General features: G+C 70.2%; 2 protein-coding genes and 1 pseudogene. All 3 read left to right on the forward strand.

Annotated features, from left to right (window positions below):
* Positions 1-348 (forward strand): annotated as a pseudogene (locus DSP71_RS15890) (hypothetical protein); the annotation flags it as partial.
* A 73-nt stretch (positions 349-421) separates the two neighbouring features.
* Positions 422-670 (forward strand): hypothetical protein, encoded by a 249-nt coding sequence (locus tag DSP71_RS15895; protein WP_058632021.1) that lies wholly within the window; start codon positions 422-424, stop codon positions 668-670.
* Positions 671-738: 68 nt separating this feature from the next.
* Positions 739-3476, forward strand: a 2738-nt coding sequence (locus tag DSP71_RS15900) for an AAA family ATPase (protein ID WP_181800755.1), incomplete at its 3' end; no start/stop codon positions are given.

Genomic DNA, 3476 nt, shown 5'->3' on the forward strand with positions numbered 1-3476 from the left:
GGGCTGCTGCCGCTGCACCGCGTGCCGGTTCCGCACGACATCGCGGCTCTCGGCGCGCTCGTGCTGTTCGCCGCGGCCGCTGCCACCACGGTCGCGAGGGTCCCTGGACATCCTCGCGCGCTGTCGATCACCTCGGTCGGTGTGGGTCTGCTGGTCGTGATCGCGCTGGTCCTGTGGGTGCCCTTCGGCGTGTACTCCACCACTGCGGTCGAGGCGATCGTCGTCGGACTCGGGCTGCTGTGGATGGCGACACTCGTGCGTGTGCTCGCGATCCTGGTGCCGGCCGGGTCTCGACCATCCGGGCGTCTGCGGCTGATGCGGGCGGGCGCGGGGCCGGGCGAAAGATAGGGCATCTGTCCGATGTACCGGGGGTACCTCAGAGCGGAGTGTAGGGATACAGCGAACCGTCGAGGAGAACCCCATGTTCGAGCACCCCTATCTCCACCAGCAGCTCACCAGGCATGACCAGGAGCAGATGGAGCGCGCCGCTGCGAGGCGCCTCTCCCTGATCGAGCACGCCGACCAGATCGTGCCGCGGCCGGAAGGAGCGATCCGACGGATGCTTCGCCACGCGTTCGGTCGCTCTACGGGCGACTCGGCAGCGACGGCGCCGGGGAAGGCGCGGGTCACGGCCGCGTGCGACACGGCAGCGGCGGCGCACGCGCAGTGAGCAGAACCATCGCGCACAGCGCACATCCGACGGACCCGAATGTCGGTCGGGGGTGGGACGATGAGTCCATGCCCCCTTTCGCGTCGAGCGCTGCGATGGTCGGCCGTGAGGCCGAGCTGGCAGAGGTGCGTCGATCGTTCGCGGGGGTGCGCGACGGCATCCCCGCAGCCTTGCTCGTCGAGGGCGAGGCGGGTATCGGCAAGTCACGGCTGCTGCGGGAGTACGCCACCGAGATCGCACCGACCGCCGACGTGCACGTGGGGTGGTGCCTCGACCTCGGCGCTTCGCGCACGCCGTACGGTCCCCTCACCGGAATCCTCCGCTCGATCGTGCTGCGCATGGGTGTCGACCGGGTGCGAGAGTCGGTGGGTGTGGGTGTCGAGGCTCTCGGCATGCTGCTCCCCGAGCTCGTCGATTCCCCGACCGACCGCGATCGCACCAGCCCCGAGCGTCTGCGCGACGCCATCGCCTCACTCATCGAAGCGGCTGCCGAACGTGCCCCTCAGGTGCTCGTGGTCGAAGACCTGCACTGGGCGGACGAGTCCACTCTCGCCATCCTCTCCTTCCTGCTGCGGGCCCTCAGCCGCGGCCGCATCCTGCTGCTTCTCACCTGCCGCACCGACGACGTGCGTCGTGGCGATGCCGTGAGCCGCTTCATCGGCGAGGCCACCAGAGCCCGGCTGCTCGAGCGCCTCACTCTGGGCCGCCTCGACGAGACCGCCGTGCGGGAGCTGGCCGAGCAGATCACCGGCCGTGCGCTCACCGCGAGTGCGCTCGACCGTATGCAGGAGCGGGCCGAGGGCGTGCCCTTCTTCATCGAGGAGATCGCCGGATGTTCGAACGGCCCGCTCCCCGATGGCCTTCGTGATCTGCTGCTGGCTCGTTTCGATCGCCTCGGCGACGACGCGCGCCACGTCGTGCAGGTCGTCTCCGGTGCGGAACGCCCGCTCTCGCATCCGCTCATCACGAGCCTGGTCGAGCTGCCGGAGCAGCGGCTCGACGAAGCGATCCGCGAGGCGACCCGCAGCGGCATCCTCGTTGTCGGCGACGACGACTACCGTTTCCGGCACGCTCTGCTGCGCGAAGCCGTGCACGACGACCTGCTCCCCGGCGAGCGGGCGCGACTGCACCGCGCATACGCCGAGGCGCTCGAAGCGCAGTGCGCCGGGTCCGATTCCAGCGATGCCGCCGCGCTCGCGTACCACTGGCAGCTGGCGCAGGACGATCGGAGGGCCCTGGTCGCCGCCGCCGACGCGATGCGTCACGCGAAGGGACAGTACGCGTTCGCGAGTGCCGCCCGTTTCGGCGAGCTGGCCCTGGAGCTCTGGCCGCTCGTGCCCGACGCCGCAGACGCGGCCCGCATCGAGCGTCTCGAGCTGCTGCTGGTGCTCGGCTCCATCCTGCGCAATGCGGGTGATGGTGAACGGGCGCTCGCCGTGGCCAACGTCGCGCTCGCCGAGGTCGACCCGGAGACGGTCGATCCGCGGCTGCACGCTCGCCTCCTCCGCAACAAGGCGCTGTATCTCGTCAACCTCGGGCGCCTCGGAGCCATCCCGCTGCTGCAGCAGGCTCTCTCGATCGCCGACGAGCGGATCGGCGATGAGGTGTTCCGGGCGGAGCTGCTCAACCAGCTGGCGAGCCGCCGGATGATCGCGGGCGATCGTGAGGAGGCGATCCGGCTCGCTGACGAAGCCGAGCGCGGGGCGGCCGGAGCCGAATCCACGGATCAGCTGTCGATCGCCGCGAACGTGCGCGGAGGTTCGCTGGCGCACCTGGGTCGCATCGACGAAGGCGTGCGCGAGTACGAGCGTGCGCGTGAGCTCGCGACGGGTTCCAACGCCGAGATGCGCTATCGGGTGAACTACTCCGACCTGCTCACGCTGTTGGGGCGCTACCGAGAGGCCGTCGAGGTCGCAGAGGAGGGGCTGCGGCGCGCTCGCGAACTCAGGGTCGAACGCACCTCGGGGTCGATCATGGCGCAGAACATGGTCGTCCCCCTGCTCGAGCTCGGCGAGATCGACCGGGTCGAGGAGATGCTGTCGCGGGACTTCGTGCAGGGGACTCTGCGCGTGTTCCGCATGTACATGAGCATGACGCGCGTGCGGGTGCTGGCGTGGCGCGGGCGGTCGGCGGAGGCCGCAGAGCTCCTGCAGGCCTGGCTTCCCGCGTTCGAGGAGACGGGCGTCTCCGAAAGGCAGATCTGGTACGACCGCGTGATGATGATCGTCGCCGTCGCCGAGAGTCGAGGAGACCTCCGCGGGGCGCTCGACACCATCCTCGAGATGCTGGAGAACGATGAGCCGGCGCTGCTGCACCAGCGTCGTCTGCTGCTGGAGGGAGGCGCGATCATCGCCGAGCTGCGGGCGGCAGGAGTCGACGTCTCGGGGGCGTCCACCGCGATCCGTGCCGCGTGGTCCAGCCAACCGGCGCAGCTGCAGGACGACGCATGGGAGACGATCCTCGACGCCCTCCTCGGCCCGCACCCTGACGCTCTCGCCGAGGCGCTGCGGTGCGCGGAGGGGGAGGACGTGCCGGTGATCTTCCGCGCCGTTCTCCGTCTGGAGCAGGCACGCGTGCTGGTCCGCGAAGGAGACCGGATCGCTGCGGGCGCTGTGCTCGCCGAGGCTGAAGCCCTCGCGGAGTCTCTCGGCAACGCTCAGCTCCAGTCCGCCGTCTCCCGGTTCGCCACAGACGCGGGGTTGAGGGGAGACGCGGTGTCAGCGTCGAGCACCGACCCGCTCACCGCGAGGGAGCGGCAGGTGCTCGAGCTCATCGCCGAAGGCCTGAGCAACCGCCAGATCGGTGA

Origin of the sequence: Microbacterium sp. H6 (assembly GCF_003314775.1) — a bacterium.
In the GTDB taxonomy this organism is placed as follows: domain Bacteria; phylum Actinomycetota; class Actinomycetes; order Actinomycetales; family Microbacteriaceae; genus Microbacterium; species Microbacterium oxydans.

Bases quoted from the DNA above. Each gene is read 5' to 3' on its own strand.
- DSP71_RS15895 (WP_058632021.1), top strand. From the start codon at position 422: ATGTTCGAGCACCCCTATCTCCACCAGCAGCTCACCAGGCATGACCAG.